The sequence below is a fragment of the Streptomyces sp. JL2001 genome, assembly GCF_050917515.1.
Classification (GTDB): domain Bacteria; phylum Actinomycetota; class Actinomycetes; order Streptomycetales; family Streptomycetaceae; genus Streptomyces.
Genome location: NZ_CP169421.1, coordinates 4396911 through 4418849 on the forward strand (window position 1 = coordinate 4396911; position 21939 = coordinate 4418849).

General features: G+C 71.2%; 22 protein-coding genes. 14 read left to right on the top strand and 8 right to left on the bottom strand.

Annotated features, from left to right (window positions below):
- Positions 1 to 28 precede the first annotated feature (28 nt).
- The 8 genes from hemL to ACE1OA_RS19710 all read left to right on the top strand — a co-directional run bounded on the left by hemL (position 29) and on the right by ACE1OA_RS19710 (position 8645).
- Positions 29 to 1336 (top strand): glutamate-1-semialdehyde 2,1-aminomutase, encoded by a 1308-nt coding sequence (gene hemL / locus ACE1OA_RS19675; RefSeq protein WP_147979121.1) that lies wholly within the window; start codon positions 29 to 31, stop codon positions 1334 to 1336.
- The gene (locus ACE1OA_RS19680; protein ID WP_432753138.1) at positions 1333 to 2055 is read left to right on the top strand and encodes a histidine phosphatase family protein; all 723 of its coding nucleotides are present in this window, start codon (positions 1333 to 1335) and stop codon (positions 2053 to 2055) included. Before hemL ends, ACE1OA_RS19680 begins: the two co-directional genes overlap by 4 nt.
- 323 nt (positions 2056 to 2378) lie before the next feature.
- A complete protein-coding gene (locus ACE1OA_RS19685) occupies positions 2379 to 3662 on the top strand; it encodes a hypothetical protein (protein ID WP_356774896.1) in 1284 nt (427 codons plus the stop codon).
- 203 nt (positions 3663 to 3865) lie between these two features.
- On the top strand, positions 3866 to 4471 hold the full coding sequence (locus ACE1OA_RS19690; RefSeq protein ID WP_356602716.1) for a TlpA family protein disulfide reductase: 606 nt from the start codon (positions 3866 to 3868) through the stop codon (positions 4469 to 4471).
- A gap of 1 nt (position 4472) precedes the next feature.
- The gene (locus ACE1OA_RS19695) at positions 4473 to 5210 is read left to right on the top strand and encodes a cytochrome c biogenesis CcdA family protein (RefSeq protein WP_356602718.1); all 738 of its coding nucleotides are present in this window, start codon (positions 4473 to 4475) and stop codon (positions 5208 to 5210) included.
- Positions 5211 to 5218: 8 nt separating this feature from the next.
- On the top strand, positions 5219 to 6916 hold the full coding sequence (gene resB / locus ACE1OA_RS19700; RefSeq protein ID WP_356602720.1) for a cytochrome c biogenesis protein ResB: 1698 nt from the start codon (positions 5219 to 5221) through the stop codon (positions 6914 to 6916).
- Positions 6913 to 7998 carry a c-type cytochrome biogenesis protein CcsB gene (gene ccsB, locus ACE1OA_RS19705; protein ID WP_356602722.1) on the top strand — a complete coding sequence of 362 codons (1086 nt, stop codon included), beginning with the start codon at positions 6913 to 6915 and terminating at the stop codon, positions 7996 to 7998. Before resB ends, ccsB begins: the two co-directional genes overlap by 4 nt.
- Positions 7999 to 8114: 116 nt before the next feature.
- The gene (locus ACE1OA_RS19710; protein ID WP_356602724.1) at positions 8115 to 8645 is read left to right on the top strand and encodes an SRPBCC domain-containing protein; all 531 of its coding nucleotides are present in this window, start codon (positions 8115 to 8117) and stop codon (positions 8643 to 8645) included.
- A 41-nt stretch (positions 8646 to 8686) separates the two neighbouring features.
- Here ACE1OA_RS19710 and ACE1OA_RS19715 read toward each other — a convergent pair whose 3' ends face one another.
- The 5 genes from ACE1OA_RS19715 to ACE1OA_RS19735 form a co-directional block, all read right to left on the bottom strand.
- On the bottom strand, positions 8687 to 10225 hold the full coding sequence (locus ACE1OA_RS19715) for a hypothetical protein (protein ID WP_356774890.1): 1539 nt from the start codon (positions 10223 to 10225) through the stop codon (positions 8687 to 8689).
- Between the two features lie 5 nt (positions 10226 to 10230).
- The gene (locus ACE1OA_RS19720; RefSeq protein WP_432753139.1) at positions 10231 to 12291 is read right to left on the bottom strand and encodes a hypothetical protein; all 2061 of its coding nucleotides are present in this window, start codon (positions 12289 to 12291) and stop codon (positions 10231 to 10233) included.
- Between the two features lie 87 nt (positions 12292 to 12378).
- Positions 12379 to 13338, bottom strand: coding sequence for an isopenicillin N synthase family dioxygenase (locus ACE1OA_RS19725; RefSeq protein WP_384874086.1), 960 nt, complete (start codon positions 13336 to 13338; stop codon positions 12379 to 12381).
- Complete coding sequence (locus ACE1OA_RS19730; protein ID WP_356602732.1) at positions 13331 to 13783, bottom strand: nucleoside deaminase; 453 nt, start codon at positions 13781 to 13783, stop codon at positions 13331 to 13333. Before ACE1OA_RS19730 ends, ACE1OA_RS19725 begins: the two co-directional genes overlap by 8 nt.
- Before the next feature lie 46 nt (positions 13784 to 13829).
- Positions 13830 to 14447, bottom strand: a complete 618-nt coding sequence (locus tag ACE1OA_RS19735) for a flavodoxin family protein (RefSeq protein ID WP_356602734.1) — start codon at positions 14445 to 14447, stop codon at positions 13830 to 13832.
- A 148-nt stretch (positions 14448 to 14595) separates the two neighbouring features.
- Here ACE1OA_RS19735 and ACE1OA_RS19740 point away from each other — a divergent pair, with 148 nt between their 5' ends.
- Positions 14596 to 15543: a DMT family transporter gene (locus tag ACE1OA_RS19740; RefSeq protein ID WP_432753140.1), complete on the top strand. Its 948-nt coding sequence runs from the start codon at positions 14596 to 14598 to the stop codon at positions 15541 to 15543.
- Here the strand turns inward: ACE1OA_RS19740 and ACE1OA_RS19745 are convergent.
- Positions 15428 to 16330, bottom strand: coding sequence for a LysR family transcriptional regulator (locus tag ACE1OA_RS19745; RefSeq protein ID WP_356602738.1), 903 nt, complete (start codon positions 16328 to 16330; stop codon positions 15428 to 15430). The two genes, ACE1OA_RS19740 and ACE1OA_RS19745, sit on opposite strands and share 116 nt — an antisense overlap.
- A gap of 2 nt (positions 16331 to 16332) precedes the next feature.
- Positions 16333 to 16725 carry a PLD nuclease N-terminal domain-containing protein gene (locus ACE1OA_RS19750; RefSeq protein WP_147979134.1) on the bottom strand — a complete coding sequence of 131 codons (393 nt, stop codon included), beginning with the start codon at positions 16723 to 16725 and terminating at the stop codon, positions 16333 to 16335.
- Between the two features lie 88 nt (positions 16726 to 16813).
- On the opposite strand from ACE1OA_RS19750, the gene ACE1OA_RS19755 reads away from it, so the two are divergent.
- The 3 genes from ACE1OA_RS19755 (at position 16814) to ACE1OA_RS19765 (ending at position 19951) form a co-directional block, all read left to right on the top strand.
- Positions 16814 to 18271, top strand: coding sequence for a menaquinone biosynthesis decarboxylase (locus ACE1OA_RS19755; protein WP_356602742.1), 1458 nt, complete (start codon positions 16814 to 16816; stop codon positions 18269 to 18271).
- The gene (gene mqnP, locus ACE1OA_RS19760; protein WP_356602744.1) at positions 18268 to 19170 is read left to right on the top strand and encodes a menaquinone biosynthesis prenyltransferase MqnP; all 903 of its coding nucleotides are present in this window, start codon (positions 18268 to 18270) and stop codon (positions 19168 to 19170) included. The genes ACE1OA_RS19755 and mqnP overlap by 4 nt, the downstream gene beginning before the upstream one ends.
- Before the next feature lie 100 nt (positions 19171 to 19270).
- Complete coding sequence (locus ACE1OA_RS19765) at positions 19271 to 19951, top strand: UbiX family flavin prenyltransferase (RefSeq protein WP_384874078.1); 681 nt, start codon at positions 19271 to 19273, stop codon at positions 19949 to 19951.
- On the opposite strand, the gene ACE1OA_RS19770 is transcribed toward ACE1OA_RS19765, so the two are convergent.
- On the bottom strand, positions 19948 to 20085 hold the full coding sequence (locus ACE1OA_RS19770; RefSeq protein ID WP_187282727.1) for a hypothetical protein: 138 nt from the start codon (positions 20083 to 20085) through the stop codon (positions 19948 to 19950). The genes ACE1OA_RS19765 and ACE1OA_RS19770 overlap by 4 nt on opposite strands.
- 113 nt (positions 20086 to 20198) lie before the next feature.
- On the opposite strand from ACE1OA_RS19770, the gene ACE1OA_RS19775 reads away from it, so the two are divergent.
- On the top strand, positions 20199 to 20660 hold the full coding sequence (locus ACE1OA_RS19775) for an Lrp/AsnC family transcriptional regulator (protein ID WP_147979138.1): 462 nt from the start codon (positions 20199 to 20201) through the stop codon (positions 20658 to 20660).
- A gap of 84 nt (positions 20661 to 20744) precedes the next feature.
- On the top strand, positions 20745 to 21908 hold the full coding sequence (mqnE, locus tag ACE1OA_RS19780; protein ID WP_147979139.1) for an aminofutalosine synthase MqnE: 1164 nt from the start codon (positions 20745 to 20747) through the stop codon (positions 21906 to 21908).
- The last annotated feature ends 31 nt before the right edge of the window (positions 21909 to 21939 follow it).

Here is a 21939-nt window from a genome sequence, read left to right on the forward strand (position 1 = left end):
ACAGCCGTACTCGCAGGTCAGGACCACAGTGCCGTATTCATACGAAGCCCCAGTCTCACAGACGCTTTTCGACCGCGCGTCCCTCGTGACGCCCGGCGGCGTGAACTCGCCGGTGCGCGCCTTCCGGGCCGTGGGCGGAACGCCCCGGTTCATGGTGTCCGGTACCGGCCCTTACCTCACCGATGCGGACGGTCGTGAGTACGTCGACCTCGTCTGCTCGTGGGGGCCGATGATCCTCGGCCATTCCCACCCCGAGGTGATCGCCGCGGTGCAGGCGGCCGTCGCCCGCGGCACCTCGTTCGGCACGCCGGGCGAGGGCGAGGTCGCGCTCGCCGAGGAGATCGTCGCCCGGATCGAGCCGGTCGAGCAGGTCCGTCTCGTCTCCTCCGGCACGGAGGCCACGATGTCGGCGATCCGGCTGGCCCGCGGTTTCACCGGCCGGGCGAAGGTCGTGAAGTTCGCCGGCTGCTACCACGGGCACGTAGACGCGCTGCTGGCCGCGGCCGGCTCCGGTGTGGCCACTTTCGGTCTGCCCGACACGCCCGGCGTGACCGGCGCCCAGGCCGGGGACACGATCGTCCTGCCGTACAACGACCTGGAGGCCGTCCGGGCCGCGTTCGCCGCGCACCCGGGCGAGATCGCCTGTGTCATCACCGAGGCGTCGCCGGGCAACATGGGCGTCGTCCCGCCGGTCGCGGGCTTCAACCAGGGCCTGGCGGACCTGTGCCGCGAGAACGGCGCGCTCTACATCTCCGACGAGGTCATGACGGGCTTCCGGACCTCGCGGGCCGGCTGGTACGGCGTCGACGGCGTCGCTCCCGACCTGATGACCTTCGGCAAGGTCATGGGCGGCGGCTTCCCGGCCGCGGCCTTCGGCGGCCGCGCCGACGTCATGGGCCACCTCGCCCCGGCCGGCCCGGTCTACCAGGCGGGCACCCTCTCCGGTAACCCGATCGCCACCGCCGCGGGCCTCGCCCAGCTGCGCCTGCTGGACCAGGCCGCGTACGACAAGGTCGACGCGGTCTCCCGGGAGATCCAGGGGCTGGTCACCGGCGCGCTCGCCAAGGAGGGCGTCGCCCACCGGCTGCAGACCGCGTCCAACATGTTCTCCGTGTTCTTCACGGCGGACGAGGTGCGCGACTACGACGACGCGAAGAAGCAGGAGGCCTTCCGCTTCAACGCCTTCTTCCACTCGATGCTGGCCGACGGCGTCTACCTGCCCCCGTCCGCCTTCGAGTCCTGGTTCGTCTCCACGGCCCACGACGACCGGGCGGTCGAGCGGATCGCCGCCGCGCTGCCCGCCGCCGCCCGCGCCGCCGCGGAGGCCACCGCATGAGCGTCGAGCACATCGACAGCGGCATGCCGGACGACCGGCCCGGCCAGGACGACATCACGGTCGTCCACGTGGTGCGCCACGGCGAGGTGCACAACCCCGACGGTGTCCTCTACGGCCGCCGCGCCGGGTACCACCTCTCCGAGCTCGGCCGGCAGATGGCCGACCGGGTCGCCGAGCACCTGGCCGACCGGGACATCACCCACGTCGTCGCCTCCCCGCTGGAGCGGGCCCAGGAGACGGCGCAGCCGGTCGCGAAGAGCCACGGTCTGGACCTGGCCACGGACGAGCGGCTGATCGAGGCGGCCAACGTCTTCGAGGGCAAGACCTTCGGAGTCGGCGACGGCGCCCTGCGCAAGCCGGGCAACTGGAAGCACCTGACCAATCCGTTCAAGCCGTCCTGGGGCGAGCCGTACCTGGAGCAGGTCGTCCGGATGATGGGCGCGCTGGACGCGGCGAAGGACGCGGCCCGCGGTCACGAGGCGGTCTGCGTCAGCCACCAGCTGCCGATCTGGATCGTGCGCAGCTTCGTGGAGAAGCGGAGGCTCTGGCACGACCCGCGGCGGCGGCAGTGCACGCTGGCGTCGCTGACCTCGTTCACGTACCGGGGGGACCGGATCGTGTCGGTCGGCTACAGCGAGCCGGCCAGGGACCTCGTCCCGGCGCACCTGCTCGCGGGCGCGAAGCCCGTCAAGGGCAAGTCGAAGGCCTTCGGGGCCTAGCCCGGCCCGGGAAGCCCCGCTTCGGGAAGGCCCGCCCGGCGGCCCCTTCCCGGCAGCCCCGGCTACCGGCCCGCGGTCCCCGCGAACCCGTCCCGGCGCCCCGGGGCGGGTTCGCGCCGAGTGGCGGAGTATCCCGCTCCGGCGTCGAACGTGTGGCGTAACCTCGCACGGGTACACCGTCAAGGCGATCGGATGACGTGAAGTCATCTGGTCGCCTTGAAATTTTTGTGCTAATTCCCGGAACCTCCGTGTTCCTCCCGGCATCTCACTCATTGTCGGTTTGGATGACTGTGAGGTCATACGCAAGCGCGAATGGGGACGTCATGCGCGGGATCACTCGAAGGGGCCTACTCGGGGCAGGTGTGGGGGCGGCTGCGCTCGGGGTCGCTGGATGTAGTACCGGAAAGCAGGACAAGTCGGGGCAATCCGGCCCCGGCAAAGGGGGTGACGTCTCGGGTACGCCGAGCACGCCGCCCACCAAGAAGGAGGTCCGGCTCATCGGTGACGGTTCCACCTCCGACACCGGGAAGCAGCCGAACCAGCCCGACGCCCCGGTCCCGCTCGAACCGGGCCAGACGCCACCGCAGTTCGTGATCTTCTCCTGGGACGGTGCCGGCGAGGTCGGCAACGGGCTCTTCCCGCGCTTCCTCGAACTCGCCCGCAACCACGACGCGGCGATGACCTTCTTCCTCTCCGGGATCTACCTCCTCCCCGAGTCCAAGAAGGACCTCTACCGCCCGCCGAACAACCGCGTGGGCGCCTCGGACATCGGCTACCTCACCGACGACCACATCAAGGAGACGCTCAAGCACGTCCGGCAGGCCTGGCTCGACGGACACGAGATCGGCACCCACTTCAACGGCCACTTCTGCGGCGGCTCCGGCTCCGTCGGGAACTGGACGCCCGCCGAGTGGCAGAACGAGATCGACCAGGCGACGAAGTTCGTCACCGAGTGGAAGACGAACAGCGGCTGGACCGACCTCGACCCGCTGCCCTTCGACTACTCGAAGGAGCTCGTCGGCGGACGCACCCCGTGCCTGCTCGGCCAGGACAACCTGCTGCCCACGGCGAAACGTCTCGGCTGGCGCTACGACGCGAGCTCCCCCGGCGGCCGCCAGATGTGGCCGGTCAAGCGTCAGGGGATCTGGGACCTCCCGCTGCAGGGCGTGCCGTTCCCCGGTCACTCCTTCGAGGTCCTGTCGATGGACTACAACATCCTCGCCAACCAGTCGCGGAACACCACTCGGGGCATGCCCTCGCGCTATCCCGGCTGGCGGCAGCAGGCCACCGAGGCGTACCTCTCCGGGTTCCGGCGGGCCTACGAGTCCAACCGCGCGCCCTTCTACATCGGCAACCACTTCGAGCAGTGGAACGGCGGCATCTACATGGACGCCGTCGAGGAGGCGCTCAAGGGCATGGCGGGCAAGAAGGACGTGCGGCTGGTCTCCTTCCGGCAGTTCGTGGACTGGCTCGACGTACAGGACCCGCAGATCCTCGAGAAGCTCCGCTCGCTGGAGGTCGGGCAGTCGCCGGCCGGCGGCTGGAACGCCTTCCTGCGCCCCGCCGGCACCTCGACCGGCACCCCGACCGGCACCCCCGCCGGCTGAGGGGTGCCCCGTCCGGGCCCGACCGCCCGACCGCCCGACCGGGTCCGGCCGCCCGGGTGAGCCAAGGAGGGCGCCCCGCCGATCTTGCCGAGACCGGGCCCCGTAAGCCCCTGTACGTCCGCTTAAGCCCCCTTGACAAGGGGCTTTACGGGCACGTAGGGGGGTGCCCAAGATCCCTGGAACGCCCATGCGAAACTTTTCACATGAGCCTTAGCCGAGCCCCTCGACGCACGCTGCTCGCCGTCGGATCGCTGGCGGCCGCCCTCGCCCTGTCGGCCTGCACATCGGACACGAACGGCAAGTCCGGCGGCGGCGGTGACACCAACTTCGTCACCAGCACGGGTGGTGTCTCCACGGTCGCCAAGGGCGAGCGGAAGGCGGTCAACACGATCGCGGGCGAGACCCTCGAGGGCACGCGGCTCGACGTCGCCGACCTCAAGGGCAAGGTCGTCGTGCTGAACGTGTGGGGCTCGTGGTGCGGCCCCTGCCGTGGCGAGGCCCCGCACTTCGCCAAGGTCGCCAAGGAGCTCAAGGCCAAGGGCGTGGAGTTCGTCGGGCTCAACACCCGCGACGCCGACAAGTCCAAGGCCGTCTCCTTCGAGGAGGAGTTCGGCATCACCTACCCGAGCCTCTACGACCCGAACGGCAAGCTGATCCTCAACGGCTTCCCCAAGGGCTCCCTGATCCCGCAGGGCATCCCGTCCACGATCGTCCTCGACCGGGACGGGAAGATCGCCGCGCGCTCCCTGATGGCCCTGAGCGAGACCAAGCTCCGCTCCATGATCGACCCGATCGCGGCGGAGAAGTGACGTGAACGAGACGGTCTTCAGCGGGGCCCTGCTGCTGGCGCTGCCCATCGCCGTCCTCGGCGGTCTGGTCTCGTTCTTCTCGCCGTGCGTCCTGCCGCTCGTCCCCGGCTACCTCTCCTACGTGACCGGCGTCACCGGCACCGACCTGATGGAGGCCAAGCGCGGCCGGATGGCGGCCGGCGCCTCGCTCTTCGTCCTCGGCTTCTCCGCGGTCTTCGTCTCCGGCGGTGCCCTCTTCGGCTACTTCGGCTGGACGCTCCAGGAGCACCGCGAGACGCTCACGACGGTCCTCGGCATCCTCATGATCGCCATGGGCGGGTTCTTCCTCGGCCTCATGCCGTGGTTCACCCAGCGCGAGTTCCGCTTCCACCGCAGGCCGGTCACCGGTCTGGTCGGCGCGCCGCTGCTCGGCGCGCTCTTCGGCATCGGCTGGACGCCGTGCATCGGCCCGACCCTGGCGTCCGTCAACGCGCTCGCCGCGCAGGAGGCCAGCGCCGGTCGCGGCGCCCTGCTGACCGTCGCGTACTGCGTCGGGCTCGGCGTGCCGTTCATCCTGGCCGCGATCGCCTTCCGCAAGGCGCTCGGCGCGTTCGGCTGGGTGAAGAAGCACTACGCGTGGGTGATGAGGATCGGCGGCGGCATGATGATCCTGACCGGCCTGCTGCTCCTCACAGGTGCGTGGGACAGCATGGTGGCCGACATGCAGGGCTGGTCCAGCGGCTTCACGGTGGGGATCTGAGAGTTCCGATGAGCAAGACCGACACGGGCACGACGGGTGCCCAGGAGCAGGACGGCCTCGGCGAGGCCGGGGCCCAGCTGTCCACCGCGCCCCGCGAGGAGACCGTCGTCGGCGGTCCCACCCTCGGGGTCGTCGGCTGGATCCGCTGGCTCTGGCGCCAGCTGACCTCGATGCGGGTGGCGCTGCTCCTGCTCTTCCTTCTGTCCCTCGGCGCGATCCCCGGCTCGCTGATCCCGCAGACCAACGTGGACGAGATCAAGGCGCAGGCGTTCAAGGACGCCCACGAGACGCTGACGCCGCTCTACGAGAAGCTCCAGCTCTTCGACGTCTACAGCTCGGTGTGGTTCTCCGCGATCTACATCCTGCTGTTCGTCTCCCTCATCGGCTGCATCGTGCCCCGCACCTGGCAGTTCGTCGGCCAGCTCCGCGGCCGCCCGCCGGGCGCGCCCGGCCGCCTCACCCGGCTGCCCGCGTACACGACCTGGCGCACGGAGGCCGAGCCCGAGCAGGTCCGCGAGGCGGCGCTCGGGCTGCTGAAGGGCCGCCGCTTCCGCGCCCACGTCGTGGGGAACGCGGTCGCCGCCGAGAAGGGCTATCTGCGCGAGACCGGAAACCTGGTCTTCCACATCGCTCTGATCGTGATGCTGGTGGCGTTCGCGACCGGCCAGCTCTTCAAGTCCGAGGGCGGCAAGCTGATCGTCGAGGGCGGCGGCTTCGCCAACACGCTCACGCAGTACGACGACTTCAAGTCCGGTTCGCAGTTCAGCACCGAGGACCTGGAGCCGTTCAGCTTCACGCTGGACAAGTTCACCGGGACGTACGAGAAGAACGGCCCGCAGCGCGGCACGCCCCGCACCTTCGAGGCGGCCGTCACCTACGCGGAGGGCACCGGTCCCGACAAGAAGGCGGTCATCCGGGTCAACGAGCCGCTCAAGGTCGGCGAGTCGAAGGTCTACCTGATCGCCCACGGCTACGCGCCCGTCGTCACCGTCCGGGACGGCCGCGGGAAGGTCGTCATGCGCGAGGCCGTCCCGCTGCTGCCGATCGACAACAACATCACCTCCACCGGCGCGGTCAAGGTGATGGACGGCTACCGCGACAAGAACGGCAAGAAGGAGCAGCTGGGCTTCCAGGCCTTCTTCGTGCCGACGTTCGCCGGTGCCGGCAAGGGCAGCATGTTCTCGCAGTTCCCGGCGCTCGACTTCCCGGTCATGGCGGTCACCGGCTTCCACGGCGACCTGCGCGTGAACTCCGGTCTGCCGCAGAACGTGTACCAGCTCGACAAGTCCAAGATGACCCAGTTCCAGGACAAGGACGGCAACAAGCTCGCCCAGCGGCTGCTGCCCGGCGAGACGATGACGCTGCCCGACGGCGCCGGCTCGATCACCTTCGAGAAGGACGTCAAGGAATGGGCCAGCTTCCAGATCTCCCAGCAGCCCGGCAACGGCCTCGCCCTCGCGGGCGCGATCGCCGCGATCGCCGGCCTGTCCGGCTCGCTGTTCATCCAGCGGCGCCGGGTCTGGGTCCGGGCCGTACGGGGGAAGGACGGCGTCACCGTCGTCGAGATGGCGGGTCTTGGCCGGAGCGAGTCCGCCAAGCTCCCCGAGGAGCTGGCCGATCTCGCGGTCACGCTCCACACACAGGCGGCGCCGACCGCGCCGGAACCCGCAGAAGAACCTGCCGAAGCTGGAGAGGCTGACAAGTGATCCTCGCCGCCGCGACCAACGCGAGCCTGGCGCAGATGAGCGACTACCTCATCTACTCCTCGATGGCCGTCTACACGCTGGCCTTCCTGGCCCACATCGCCGAGTGGGTGTTCGGCAGCCGCAGCAAGGTGGGCCGGACGGCCGCCGCCCTCACGCGGAACGCCGCCGACGGGTCCGCCCCGGCCGTCACCGTCCAGGTGAAGCAGGGCGGCGGCACCGCCGTCCTGGACAAGCCCCGGGTCGTGACGCGCTCCTCGGCCGGTGCCCGGGACGTCCCGGACGGCCCCGGCGCGGCCGGCGGCACGGTGCAGGGCGACCTGTACGGCCGGATCGCCGTGTCCCTGACGGCGCTGGCGTTCCTGATCGAGGCCGCCGGGGTGGTCACCCGCGCGTTCTCCGTGCAGCGCGCCCCGTGGGGCAACATGTACGAGTTCTCCACCACCTTCTCCACCGTGGCGGTCGGCGCGTACCTCGGCTTCCTCGTCGCGCGGAAGAACGTCCGCTGGATCGGTCTGCCGCTGGTGACGACGGTCCTGCTCGACCTGGGCATGGCCACCACCTGGCTGAAGACCCCGAGCGACCAGCTGGTGCCGGCGCTGGACTCGTACTGGCTGTGGATCCACGTCTCCACCGCGATCTTCTGCGGCGCCGTCTTCTACCTCGGCGCGGTCGCCACCCTGCTCTACCTCTTCCGCGACTCCTACGAGAACAAGCTGGCGACCGGTGGGAACCCCGGCTCCTTCGCCCGCTCGGTGCTCGAGCGGCTGCCGTCCGCGGCCTCGCTGGACAAGTTCTCGTACCGGGTCAACGCGGCCGTCTTCCCGCTGTGGACCTTCACGATCATCGCGGGCGCGATCTGGGCCGGCGACGCGTGGGGCCGCTACTGGGGCTGGGACGCCAAGGAGGTCTGGTCCTTCATCACCTGGGTCGGCTACGCGGCGTACCTGCACGCCCGCGCGACGGCCGGCTGGAAGGGGCGCAAGGCGGCCTACATCGCGCTGATCGCCTTCGGCTGCTTCCTCTTCAACTACTACGGCGTCAACATCTTCGTGAACAGCAAGCACTCCTACGCGGGCGTGTGAGCCGGGGGCCCGCGGGCCCCTGAGCGCGCGCGGCACGCGGAACGGCGGCCCGGACCCTCGGTCCGGGCCGCCGTCCTGCGCTAGCGGGCGGGCGGCGGCGGGGCGACGCTGGAGGTATGAGCGAGATCCCCCGGGGCAGGTGCGAGACCCACGACGGCGACGCGCACCTCCTGCGGTTCACGGTGGACCTGCCCCACCCCGCGGCGTCCGTCTGGGAGGCCGTGGCCACGGCCGACGGCCTGCGGGAGTGGCTGTGCGAGGCGGACCCGATGGAGCCCCGGCTCGGGGGTCTGCTGACACTGCACCGGCTCAACGGGGACACGGTCGTCTCGGGACGCGTGACGGCCTGGGACCCGCGGAGCGTGGCCGAGTACACGGTCGATCCCCCGCACGGCCGGATCCGCTTCCATCTGGAGCCGGGCGGTGCGGGCGGCGGGTCGACCGTGCTGCGGTTCGCCAACGAGTTCCGGGGGGCGCGGGAGCAGAAGCTGGACACCCTGGCGGCCTGGCACGACCACTTCGAGCGGCTGGCCGCCGCGCTGGACGGGTCGCCCACGAACTGGGCCGACTGGTCGGCCGACCGCTGGCAGGAGCTGCGTGAGCTCTACGCCCGCGACGACGCGCCCTGGCCCAGGTGGGAGCCCTGAGGCGCGCCCCGGGAGCTGTCCGGGACCCGGCCGCCGAGCGTTCACCCGCGGCGCGGCGGGAGGCAGGACGCGGCGGGGGGCCGGCCCTCCGGCCAGGCGATCTGGACGAACCGCTGCGAGCCGTCCTGGGCCAGTTCCACGATGGGCACCGCCTTGTCGAAGGGGTTGCCGAAGTTGTCCAGGCAGATCCAGCCGCCCGCCCCCTCGACCCGGAGCGAGCCCTTCACCTGGGGCCACTGGGTGGCGACGTCCGCCGCCTCCGGGTAGTGCTTGCCGTCCGGGGTCGCCTGGCGGATGGCGTGCACCGCCGTCGCCATCGCGTCGTACGCGATGATCGCCTGGCCGTCGGCGAGCGGGACCGGGGTCTTCGAGGCCCGCGCGATGTCGGTGAGGAAGGTCGCGTAGGCGGCGGCGGAACCGCCGGTCCGCGGGACCGGGCGGCCCGGTGCCGGCTGCCAGGCGTCGGGGTGGGCCAGTGAGGCGTAGCGGACGGTCAGCCGCGTCTTCAGGGCCTTCCGGTCGAGCTTGGCGTCCGCGCCCAGGTACGAGCCCTCGTCGCCGGTGAGGATCGTGAAGGCCCGTTCCGCGCAGCCCCGCGCCCCGAGGGCGTTGATGAACTGGCGCAGCTGCGTGTGCCGGCCGGCGAAGAAGACCGTCTCGGCCCGTGTGTCGCAGATCAGGTGGGTGATCTGGCGGAAGGTGTTCGCGGTGGTGCCCTCGTCGGTCGGGTCGGGCGGCGAGGTGAAGAGCTGCGGCTCGTAGGGCGCGCCCTTCAGGGAGGCGGCGAACGCGGTCTTGAGGGTGTCCGTGTAGTGGTCGCCGGTGCGGGTGTCCTGGACGAGGAGCGCCTTGGCGGCCACGACCTTGCCGAAGTGGGCCAGTGCCTTGGCCTCGTCGCTGTTGGTGGGGGAGACGCGGGCCAGGCCGGGGTAGCGGTTGTTGCCGGCGCCGGGGCCGTTGGCGATGTCGTCGGCGGTGATGGTGGTGCCGACGACGGCGATGCCCGCGCCGGTCAGGGCGGCCACGGCCTGCCGCACCTCGGTGGAGCTGGTGGCGACACCGGAGACCGCGCGGAGCCGGTCGGGTGCGGCCGTCATGGTCTTGAGCCGTTCGACGGTGGGGCGCCAGTGGGCGTTGCCCTTGCCGGTGTTGGCGAGGACGAGCCGGATCCGGGGGGTCTCGCTGTTGGAGGCGTGGTTGGCCCGGTACTGGCGGGCGTAGGCGCCCTGCACCTCGTGCCGGACCTTGACCCGCATGCCGGGGTCGGTGGAGGTCAGCGGCAGCAGCAGGGCGACGGTGGCGTACTCGTCGCTCGTGAGCGTCGCGTTCTCCGTGGCGATGGCGCGGGCGACCTCCGTGAGGGAGGGGACGCCGAAGTCGTAGCCGTCGCCGTTCACGCCGACGCACTCGGTGCTGCCCGCGGGCCGTTCGACCCCCCGGGCGCAAGAACGGTCCTCCGGCGTGGTGGCCCGGTCCACGACGTAGCCGATGCCGGTGCCGAGCACGGCCAGGGCGAGGACGGTGGTGACGATCTTCTGGCGGGTGGTGAACCAGACGCGGTAGCGCAGCCGGTCGGCCAAGGTCCTCAGACTCCGATCCCCGTGCCCGGCGGCAGCGAGAGCCCCCGCCAGGCGCGGATGTCCTTCGGCCAGTGGGTGGCCGCGTCCCACAGCGGGCTGTTGCCCGTCCGGTGGCGGCCGGAGAGCTGGCGCAGTTCGTGCGCCAGCTTGTCGGTCACCTCGTCGTCGGGCAGCGCGAGCGGATCCGTGAGCAGCCAGACGGCGTGCAGGAGCCGCCGGATGAGCAGTTGGAGCTCGGTGGCGTCGTCGTCGAGGCCGGCCGGGAGCCGGTCGGCGGGCTCCCGGCCGAGGGCGACGGCGCGGCGCGGGTCGGGGCCGGTCCCGTCCCGCCCTCGGGGGTAGGGCGCGGAGGCGATGAAGCGCAGCCGGCCCAGCCAGCCGACGACGTCCGGGTCGGGGAAGGTCAGGCGCAGGTGGGTGACCGCGTCCTCGGTGCGGCCGAGGGCGAGTTCGTGGTGCAGCCGGTGCTGCCCGGCCGGGTCCCCGGCGTAGTGGCGGTGCAGTGTCTCGTGGACGGCGCGCCAGGTGGCGTACTGCTCCCCGTCCTCGAAACGCAGGCGGTGCAGGAGCAGGGCGCGCAGCAGCGGATCGGCGACGAAGTGCTCGGGGCCCTCGGGCCAGTCCTCGCCACGCAGTTGGTCCCGCACGCGCAGGACCATGTCGCCGTCCGGGGACTCCCCCCGCAGGCGGGTGCGGGCGAGCACGCGGGCCGACTCCTCGTCGTGGGCGGCGGCCAGGACGGCGAAGGGGCCGGGGTTGACGCCCGGCAGGAGCGCGGCGAGCAGGGCGGGGGCGACCGGGACCGGGGCGGCGTCCTCGCGGAGCTCGACGGTGAGGTCGAGGAGGGAGCCGGGGGTGAGCGTGGACCGCAGGGGGGCCGGGGCCTCGCCGGCGGTCCGGCCGAGCAGGATCACGCCGAGCGGCCGGCCGCCGGTCAGCCGGTGGACGCCCCGGGCGAGTTCGGCGGGTGTGCGGCCGGCCGGGTCGAAGCGGTCGAAGGCGCTCTGGGTCTGGGCGGGGGAGAGCGGGGTGAGTTCGACGGCGAGGATGCCGGAGGTGACGTCGGGGCCGCGGGGGCAGGGCGCGCGGTGAGCGGTCTCCGGCAGGCGTAAGCGGGTGGCGTGCCGGATGCCGTCGTGGTCGCGGACCCGGGAGGCGGCGATGACCACGACGTGGTCGCGGCGGCCGGCCGCGCGGGCCCGCAGAATCGGTTCGACCAGGCGTCGGCCGAGCGGTTCGTGGGCGTTGTCGAGGAGCAGGACGGGGCGGCCGCGGCGGGTGCCGAGCCGGGTGAGGCCGGTGTAGGCGCGGCCCAGGTCCTCGATCAGGGCGCCGACCAGGAAGTCCTCGGCCTCGCGCCGGCGGCGGCCGCCCTGCGCGAAGTCGACGGCGAGCTGCTGGAGTCCGGCCTTGCCGCGGCCTCCGGCGTTGCGGTAGGTGCCGTACCAGCTCTCGGAGGTGCGCTGGAAGCGGCCGAACACCTCCTCCAGGACCGTCTCGACGGTCGCCTCGGCGAGCAGCCCGGCCATCGGGGCGGTGGCCTCGGCGAAGGTGGCGGCGAGCTTGGCGAGCACCTTGCCGACCCAGTTGACGGCGGCTCCCTTGGCCGCGTCGACGGTGGCGAGCACGGGGCCGAGCCGCTGGAGGTCGCGCCGGGCCCGCTCGTCGTCCTCCTGCGACCAGCCGATCGAGGCGACCGCGACCAGGCCGAGCGAGAGCCGGGGGAACTGCACGGGCTTGGCCGCGTACACCTTCGGCGCGAGCTGGACCGCGAGCTCGGCGAGGGCCCCGGTGAGCGGGTTCCAGCCGGGGCCGTGGTCGGCGGGCGGTTCGATGTGGGCGCAGTCGAGCAGCGCCAGCGGAGTGGCCGACCGGTAGGCGTTGCGGAGCTGCTTGAGCAGGGCCGTCTTGCCCATGCCCCGCCCGCCGGTGAAGACGGTGACGGGCGGGTCGTCGCCGTGTTCGTAGGCGGTGCGGGCGAAGCCGTCCGGTGTCAGACCGGTGAGCCGCGCTGCGAGCCCGGACTCGTGGAAGACCGCCTCGCGGCCGTACAGCTCTCTGTCCACCTGTCACCCCCGTCACAAGTCAACTCAAGACTATCGAGAGGGTGTTGGATGTTCGTCAGGCTTTCCGGCACCGTTGCGCAGGTGTTGTCATCCCGTGGCGATCGCGTCGAGCCGGTCCCGCAGGTAGGCGTGGGACTCGATGCCGTGGATCGTGGTGCCGGGGTCGCACTCGTAGAAGTAGACGAGCGACATCAGCTCCTCGGCGGGCGCGTCGGCCGGGGGCGGGAGGACCCGGTGGCGGCCGGACCGCCATCGCCCGCCGGTCCAGCTCGCCATCAGGTCGCCGATGTTGATGGTCAGGGCGTCGGGGTCGTACGGGGCGTCCTGCCAGCCGGCGTCGTCGGTGAACACCTGGAGGCCGCCCCTGCCCGCCTGCCGGTCCAGGACGGTGACCGTGCCGAAGTCGGTGTGCGGGCCGATCCGGAACTGGCCGGGCTCCGGCTCACCGGTCCGGTCCCGCCCCGGGTACCAGTTGATGTTGAAGCCGAAGGTGGGGTGCCCGGTGTGCCGGGTGAAGAAGTCGGCGTCCTCGCCCAGGGCCGAGCCGAGCCGGTCCAGGATCCGGTCCGACAGGGCCCGCATCTGCCGGAGGTAGGTCTCCACCAGCGGTCTCAGTTCCGGCACCTCGGCGGGCCAGGTGTTCGGCAGGAACCACTCGGCGTCGACGGCCGGGTTCCCGGTCGGCTCCTCGGCCGCGAAGGAGAGCGACTCCTTCAGGTCGGGCGGGGTCGCGGTGCCCTCCGCGTACCCGTTGGCCTCGGCCCCCGGTCCGAGCCAGCCGCGCCCGCCGACCCGGACGGCGTACGGCTCCTTGGCGGCGGCGGGCAGACGGAAGAAGGCGCGGGCGGCCTCGCGGATGTCCGCGCGCAGGACGGGGTCGATCCCGTGCCCGGTGACCAGCAGGAAGCCGGCCTCGCGCAGTGCCCGGTCCACGGCGGCCCGCTGTCCCTCCGGGTCGCCGGTCAGGTCGATGGTGGGGACGACCGTCGCGCTCCCGCCGGAGCCGACCGTCTCGCTCCTCCCGCCCGTCCCGCGGATCTCACTCATCACCGATGTCCTCGTTCCAGAGGGCCGGGTTCCGGGTGACGAACTCGCGCATCATCGCCGTGCACGCGGGGTCGTCGAGCAGCACGATCTCCACCCCGTGCTCCGCCAGCCAGCCGTGTCCGCCGTGGAACGTCTCCGCCTCCCCGACGACCACCCGGGAGATCCCGAACTGCCGGACGAGCCCGGAGCAGTACCAGCAGGGGGACAGCGTCGTCACCATCGTCGTGCCCCGGTACGAGCGCTGCCGGCCCGCCGCCCGGAAGGCGGCGGTCTCGGCGTGCGTCGAGGGGTCGCCGTCCTGCACCCGCCGGTTGCGCCCGCGTCCGAGCAGCGTGCCGTCGGCGCCGTACAGGGCCGCCCCGATCGGGATCCCGCCCTCGTCGAGTCCGGCCCGCGCCTCGGCGACCGCGGTCGCGAGCCACTGCCGTGCCTGTTCCTGGTCCATGTCCCGGACCCTTCCCCGGCGGGAGGCGCCCCTCACGTCCGGGACGTCACGCCTGCGGCGATCGCTCCTCGTAGGGGAAGAGAGCGAGCGGGGCCTCGCGCTGGAAGAAGGTCTTGGCACGGATCATCGCCTGCTCGTCGGCCCGGATCCGGCCCGGCCGGGAGGCGGTGCCGGTCAGCACGCCACCGAAGCGCATCCGGAGGTAGGCCGCCGAGTGGTGCAGGTTGGTGACCAGGCCGTCCGCGACCTCGTGCTCCTCGTGCGCCATGGCCGTCACGCCCCACAGCGTCCGGCCCGCCATCCGCGCCTTGAAGTCCGAGCCGGGCACGTTCAGCCAGCCCGACCAGTAGTCCAGATAGCGCTTGGTCTGCGCGGACAGGCTGTACCAGTACAGGGGCGAGGCGATGACGACGTCGGTGGCCTCCAGGGTGGCCTGCCGCAGCAGCTCCTCGTTCTCCCCGCCCGGCCGGCCGCCGGACTCGTGCCGGCCGTCCTGGAAGTCGGGCAGGACGAGTTCGTTCAGGTCCACCCAGCGTTGTGGGACGTCGGCGGGCAGCTGCGCCGCGGCGGCCCGGGCGAGGATCTCGGTGTTTCCGTCGGGGCGCGAGCTGCCGAGGACGAAGAGGAACGAGCGGTCCGTGCCGGGGGCGGCGTCGAGAGTCATGTCAGCTCCGGTCTCGTGGGTGCTCCGGTGCCAACTCCGTTGCCCCGGGCCGTATTCCGCCGCCCCATCGGCCGGGCCGATGGGGCCATCGGGAGGACGCCCCACTGGCCCGTGGACCGGCCCTTCGGCCGTCCGTAGCGTCGTGGCCATGAGAAACGAGACCAGGGGAACCGCAGAACTGACCCTCGCCATGGTGCTCTCCGGCACCCTCGGCATCTTCGTCGTCGAGTCCGGGGCGTCCCCCTTCGAGGTGGTCTTCTTCCGGTGCCTCTTCGGGGCGGTCGCCCTCGGCGCCTACAGCCTCGCCCGCGGCTACTTCACGGGCCACGGCCTGACCCCGAGGAAGCTCGGACTCGCTGCCCTGGGCGGCGTGTTCATCGTCTTCAACTGGGTGTTCCTCTTCGAGGCGTACGAGGCGACGTCGATCTCCTTCGCCACCGTCGTCTACCACACCCAGCCGTTCTTCCTGGTGGTGCTCGGAGCGGTGCTCTTCCGGGAGCGGATCACGGCAGCGAAGTTCGGCTGGCTCGGCCTCGCCTTCGTCGGCCTCGTGCTCGTCTCCGGCATCAGGCCCGGGGACACCGCCTCCCTCAAGGGTCTGGGGTTCGCGCTCGCCGCCGCCGTGCTCTACGCCCTGTCGACGATCGTCACCAAGCGGATCACCGGCGTCCGGCCGCACCTCGTCGCGCTCGTCCAGGTGCTCGTCGGCCTGCCCCTGCTGCTGCCCTTCGTCGACTTCGGCGCGGCGGCCGGGCTCGGCGCGGGCTGGGCCTGGCTCGCCGGCCTCGGCCTGATCCACACCGGGCTGATGTACGTCCTGATGTACGCGGCCTACCAGAAGCTGCCCACGGCCAAGATCGCCGTGCTGGCCTTCACCTACCCGGCGGTCGCGATGGTCGCCGACTGGGCGGTGTACGGCCACCACATCGGTCTCGTCCAGGCGCTCGGCGTCCCGCTGATCGTGTTGGCCAGCCTGAAGGTCACGCTGTCGGCGAAGGGTCCGGAGCGTCCTCGCGGACGAGTCGCCGGGCCTGCTCCACGAACAGCCGCACATGCGCCGGAAGCCGTTTCCCCCGCCGCCACGCGATCTGCGTGAAGAGCGTGAACGGCGGCTCCCAGTCGAGCGCCACCAGCGCCCCGGACGCCAGCTCCTCGCCGACGGCGATCCGGGGCAGCAGGGCGATGCCGAGCCCGCCGGTCACGCCCCGCTTGGTCGCCTCGATCGTGCCGAACTCCATGAAGGGCGGTGCCCAGTGGCTCAGCTCACGCTCGAAGAGATCGCGGTAGGGGCAGCCGGGCTCGGTCCCCACGAGCTGCGCCGCCGCCAGGTCCGCGCTGGTCAGGCCGGTGCGTCCGGCCAGCGGATGCCGCCGCGAGGCCACCAGGACCAGCGGTTCGGCGGCGAGCACCTCGCTCTCCAGGCCGTCGTGCTCCGTCTCCGGTTCCATGAGGAAGCCGAGGTCGTAGGTGCCCTGGCGCAGCGCCTGCCGGGTCTCGTCGCCGAGGGTGGGGCGCAGGGTCAGCCGGACCTGGGGGTAGCGGTGGTGGAAGAGCTCCAGGAGCGGTGGGAGCCGGTAGGAGGTGAGCGACTCCATGGTGCCGACGGCGATCGTCCCGGCCGGCTCCTCGGCCTCGGTGACCGCGGCGCGTGCCTCCTCGGTCAGCTCGATGATCCGCCGGGCGTACGGCAGCAGGCGCTCGCCCGCCTCGGTGAGCCGGATGCGGCTGCCGAGCCGTTCGAAGAGCTCCACGCCGAGGGAGGACTCCAGGGAGCGGATCTGGCTGGTCACGCTGGACTGCGCGTACTTCAGCTCGGCGGCGGCCCGGGTGAAGCTGAGGACCGCCGCGACCTTCTCGAAGGTGACGAGAAGCCGGAGTTCCACGGTCAGGACTTCCCGACGTCGTCGCCGTCCTGCTCGCGCCTGCGGAGTTCCTCCTCGCGGCGGCGCAGGTCGGCCTCCCAGTCCTTGAGGACGGCCTCGTCCTTCTTGTTCTCGTCGCGCAGGGAGTTCAGGAAGTCGGGGTTGTCGTCGGGCGCGACCCACTCCTGGCGGTGGTTGCGGTGCCACTCGGAGGGCGTCCGGCCGCCGGCCGGCGCGCGGCGCATCTTGCCCGCGGCGAACCAGACGATCGGCCCGACGATCCAGAAGAGCAGGATGATGATGACCCAGACGACCTTCGGCAGGTGCTTGGCCTCGTCCTCGGGGGTGTTGAGGCAGTCGATGAACGCGTAGATCGTCAGCGCCAGCGGCAGGATGTACATCAGCGCCCTGAGCATGTGGGACAGCCCCCTGGAAGCAATGGCGGGGCGCGTTTCGAAGCCCCGGTGACAGGCCCAGCGTAGCCGGTGACCGATACTGGCCCCTATGGCTTACGACGATCTCCGCTCGCTGCTCAGGGCCCTGGAACGCGAAGGCGACCTCAAGCGCATCAAGGCCGAAGTCGACCCCTACCTGGAAGTCGGGGAGATCGTCGACCGGGTGAACAAGGCGGGAGGCCCGGCCCTTCTCTTCGAGAACGTCAAGGGCTCGGCCATGCCGCTCGCGATGAACGTCTTCGGGACGGACCGGCGGCTGCTGAAGGCGCTGGGCCTGAAGTCCTACGAGGAGATCAGCCAGAAGATCGGCGGGCTGCTCAAGCCGGAGCTGCCGCACGGCTTCGTCGGGGTCCGGGAGGCCTTCGGCAAGCTCGGCTCGATGGTCCACGTGCCGCCGAAGAAGGTGAAGTCCGGCGACGCCCCGGTCCAGGAGGTCGTCCTCACCGGCGACGACGTGGACCTGGACCGCCTGCCGGCGCTCTTCACCTGGCCCAAGGACGGCGGCTCCTTCTTCAACCTGGGTCTGACGCACACCAAGCACCCGGAGACGGGCGTGCGGAACCTGGGGCTGTACCGGCTCCAGCGCCACGACAGGCGCACCATCGGCATGCACTGGCAGATCCACAAGGACAGCCGCAACCACTACGCGGTGGCGGCGGCGCGCGGTGAGCGGCTGCCCGTGGCGATCGCCTTCGGCTGCCCGCCGGCCGTGACCTACGCGTCGACGGCGCCGCTGCCCGGGGACATCGACGAGTACCTGTTCGCGGGCTTCGTGCAGGGCAAGCGGATCGAGATGGTCGACTGCAAGACGGTGCCCCTCCAGGTGCCCGCGCAGGCGGAGGTCGTGATCGAGGGCTGGCTGGAGCCCGGCGAGATGCTCCCCGAGGGCCCCTTCGGCGACCACACCGGCTTCTACACCCCGCAGGAGCCGTTCCCCGCCCTCAAGATCGACTGCGTGACGATGCGCAAGCGTCCGCTGCTCCAGTCGATCGTGGTCGGCCGCCCGCCGACGGAGGACGGGCCGCTGGGCCGGGCGACGGAGCGCTTCTTCCTGCCGCTGCTCAAGATCATCGTGCCGGACATCGTGGACTACCACCTGCCCGAGTCGGGCGGCTTCCACAACTGCGCGATCGTCTCGATCGACAAGAAGTACCCCAAGCACGCGCAGAAGGTCATGCACGCGATCTGGGGTGCGCACATGATGTCGCTGACGAAGCTGATCATCGTGGTGGACAAGGACTGCGACGTCCACGACCTGCACGAGGTCTCCTGGCGGGCGCTCGGCAACACGGACTACGCCCGCGACCTGACGGTCGTCGAGGGCCCGGTCGACCACCTCGACCACGCGTCGTACCAGCAGTTCTGGGGCGGCAAGGCGGGTATCGACGCGACGAAGAAGCTCCCGGAGGAGGGCTACACCCGCGACGGCGGCTGGCCGGACATGGTGGAGTCGGATCCGGCGACGGCGGCGCTGGTGGACCGCCGCTGGAAGGAGTACGGCCTGTGACCACCGCGGCCGTACCCGGCGCCCAGCCGGGCCGCACGAGGGCGTTCCTGCGGCTCGTGATGATCGAGCACTCGGTCTTCGCGCTGCCCTTCGCCTACACCGCCTCGCTGACCGCGATGTTCCAGCTCGACCGGAACATCCACTGGGTCACCCTGCTGCTCGTCACCGTCTGCATGGTGGGGCTGCGGACCTTCGCGATGGCGTGCAACCGGATCATCGACCGGGAGATCGACGCGCGGAACCCGCGCACGGCCAACCGCGAGCTGGTCACGGGCGCGGTCTCGGTGCGTTCGGCGTGGACGGGCGCGGGGATCGCCGTCGTCGTCTTCCTGGGCGCCGCGGCGCTGCTGAACCCGCTGTGCCTGGCGCTCGCGCCGCTCGCCGTCATCCCGATGGTCGTCTATCCCTACGGGAAGCGGTTCACGAACTTCCCGCACGCGATCCTCGGCCTGGCGCAGGCCATAGGGCCGATCGGCGCCTGGCTCGCGGTGACCGGGGAGTGGTCCTGGGACGCGGTGATCCTCGGCCTCGCGGTCGGCGTCTGGATCGGCGGCTTCGACCTGATCTTCGCCTGTCAGGACGTCCAGGCGGACCGCGCCCACGGTGTGCTGTCGGTGCCCGCCCGCTTCGGCGTCCCGGCGGCCCTGTGGGGCGCGCGGGCCTCGGCCGTCGTGACGACCGGTCTGCTGGTCTGGTACGCGCTGGCGACCGACGCCGGCGTGTTCTTCTGGTCCGGTCTGGTGATCGTGGCGGCGGCGTTCTGCTACGAGCACTCGATCGTGAAGCCGCACGACCTGTCCCGGCTGAACCGCGCGTTCTTCACGGTCAACGGGTTCATCGGCATGGCGCTGTTCGTGTGCGCGCTGCTCGACCTCCTGGTGCGCGGTCTGACGGTGTGACGGGCGGGCGCCCGCTCCCGGCCGCGCGCCGGGCGGTGCTCACGGCCGACCGGAACTCCTGGCGCGTCGCCCGCGAGCACCGCCGGATAGGCTCGTCGGCGTGGAGCCGGTAGAGAAGAAGCAGCGACGTCCCTGGGTGGTCGGGGTGTCCGGGGCATCGGGGACCCCGTACGCGGCCGCCGTCCTGAGGGGGCTGCTCGATGCGGGGGAGAGCGTCGACCTGGTCGTCTCGCGGGCGTCGCGGCTGACGCTTCTCGACGAGACGGGGATCGCCTTCCGGGACGGGCACTGGCGCGAGGATCTGACGACCTGGCTGGCGCGGGGTGCCGACGGGAAGCCGGACACCTTCGCGCCCGACGTGAGCGACGTGCGGTACTGGGCGGCGGGCGACCTGGCCGCCGGGCCGTCCTCGGGCTCGTACCCGGTGAAGGGGATGCTGATCGTGCCCGCGTCGACGGCCGCCGTGGCGGGCGTGGCGCTGGGGCTTTCGAAGGACCTGCTGCAGCGGGCCGCGAGCGTGATGCTCAAGGAGCGGCGGAAGCTGGTCGTCGTGGTGCGGGAGACCCCGCTCAACGGGCAGACGCTGAGGCATCTGGTGGCGCTGGACGAGGCGGGCGCCGTGGCGCTGCCCGCCTCTCCGGCGTTCTACGCGGGGGCGACGCACATCCAGGATCTGGTGGACTTCGTCGCCGGGCGGGTCCTCGACGCGGCAGAGGTGCCGCACCGGCTGTACCGCCGTTGGGAGGGGGAGCTCGGTGGAGCGTCCTCCCGGGGGGATTAGCGCTTCTTGGCGGCGTGCTTCTTCTCGGCACGCCTGGAAGCGGACGGCTGGTGGGCACGCGAGCGGTTGGCCAGGTCCTGCAGCTCGCGCATACGGGCGTAGGCCATCTCGATCGTGTACACGGTGAACACCACTCCTGAAAGATCGTCTTTGATCGTCTGAAAGATTCACAGGGTGTCGCCCCTGTGTACCTTAGATTCTATACCTAAACTCGCGGTATCGCTGGACAATGGAAGGCTTCATACCTATGGACGCCGTGGACAGGCAGCTCATCCAGGCTCTGCGCGAGAACGGCAGAGCGTCGTACGCCGAACTCGGCCGGCTCGTCGGGCTCTCCGGCCCCTCCGTGACCGACCGCATCAACCGTCTGGAGGCCGCGGGGGTCATCACCGGCTACCGCGCCACCGTCGACGCCGCCTCGCTCGGCCTCGGCGCCACCGCCCTCATCGGCATCTCGCTGTCCGACGCGGCCGACCACGAGGACGTGGCGCGCCGGCTGAAGGACCTCGCCGAGATCGAGGACTGCTGGTTCATCGCGGGTGACGACTCGTTCATGCTCAAGGTGCGGGTGAACGACGTCGACGGCCTGGAGAAGACGATCCGCCGGCTGAGCGGGACGAAGGGGGTCTCCCGCACCCGGACCACCGTCGTGCTCTCCACCAAGTGGGAGAACCGCGTCGGCGAGCTGCCGGGAGAGCAGGAGGCGTAGCGGTCCGGGGGGTACGTACCGCCACCAGGGCGGGGAGTACGGTTGGTGGAGCCTGTTTTACGGAATCTCATGGGAGGCGGCCGCATGGACGCGGGACTCAAGCGCGAGCTGGAGCAGAAGGTGCTCGCCGGTGAGCGGCTGAGCCGTGAGGACGGCATCGCGCTGTACGAGTCCGACGACCTTGCCTGGCTCGGCGGAATGGCCCACGAGGTCAGGACCCGCAAGAACGGTGACGTCGTCCACTTCAACGTCAACCGCCATCTCAACATGACGAACGTGTGCACCGCGTCGTGCGCGTACTGCTCGTTCCAGCGGAAGCCGGGCGAGAAGGACGCGTACACGATGCGCATCGAGGAAGCCGTCCGCCTCGCCAAGGCGATGGAGGGCGAGAACCTCACCGAGCTGCACATCGTCAACGGGCTCCACCCCAACCTGCCGTGGCGCTACTACCCGCGCTCGCTCTCCGAGCTGAAGAAGGCGCTGCCGGACGTCTCGCTGAAGGCGTTCACGGCCACCGAGATCCACCACTTCGAGACGATCTCCGGGATGTCGGCCTCCGACATCCTCGACGAGCTGATCGAGGCCGGTCTGGAGTCGCTGACCGGCGGCGGCGCCGAGATCTTCGACTGGGAGGTCCGCCAGCACATCGTGGACCACCGCACCCACTGGGAGGACTGGTCCCGGATCCACCGCCTGGCGCACGAGAAGGGCCTCAAGACCCCTTCGACCATGCTCTACGGGCACATCGAGGAGCCCCGTCACCGCGTGGACCACGTGCTGAGGCTGCGTGAGCTCCAGGACGAGACGGGTGGCTTCCAGGTCTTCATCCCGCTGCGCTACCAGCACGACTTCGTCGACATGCAGGACGGCAAGGTCCGCAACAAGCTCCAGGCGCGCACGACCATGGCGACCGGCGCGGAGGCGCTGAAGACCTTCGCGGTCTCGCGGCTGCTCTTCGACAACGTGCCGCACGTCAAGGTCTTCTGGGTCATGCACGGCGTCCAGACCGCCCAGCTGGCGCTGCAGCACGGCGCGGACGACATGGACGGCTCGGTCGTCGAGTACAAGATCACGCACGACGCCGACAACTACGGCACCCCGAACAAGCTCACCCGGGACGACCTCCTGGAGCTCATCCGGGACGCCGGCTTCCGCCCGGTCGAGCGGAACACGCGGTACGAGATCATCCGCGAGTACCCGGGTCCGGACGCCGGGCGCCGTGAGTCGCCGCAGCCCATGCGGGTCTGACCCCTCGTCGCTCTCCCGCTGTGCCCCGACG